We start from the raw sequence: 215 nt of genomic DNA, 5'->3' as shown, positions 1-215 counted from the left end.
GCGGACGCCTTCAAATTGGTTGATTAACTCAAGAGTTGGCGGCTCTAGAAAGAGAATCGTCCGGTACCCACTAATGGCGAGAGCTTCCATCGCATCCGTAGATCCAGTGAAGTCATCACCGTAAAAAGCGAGTAGCAGTCCACTTTCTTGCATAATGTATACTCCTTTATCTTAATGTTTTAGAGAATTTTTGTATCGCGTGTAATAGCTCTGGG

General features: G+C 44.2%; 1 protein-coding gene. It reads right to left on the bottom strand.

The window, feature by feature from the left end; all coding sequences use genetic code 11:
* Positions 1-153 (bottom strand): four-carbon acid sugar kinase family protein (locus tag LKX83_RS33455; protein WP_227887630.1); only part of this gene is annotated, 153 nt, incomplete at its 3' end.
* Positions 154-215: the final 62 nt, after the last annotated feature.

The sequence above is a fragment of the Cohnella baijiui genome (assembly GCF_020731285.1).
Lineage (GTDB): Bacteria > Bacillota > Bacilli > Paenibacillales > Paenibacillaceae > Cohnella.
The sequence above is the reverse complement of the archived record's forward strand: the minus strand, read 5'-3'. Positions and strand labels throughout refer to the sequence as shown.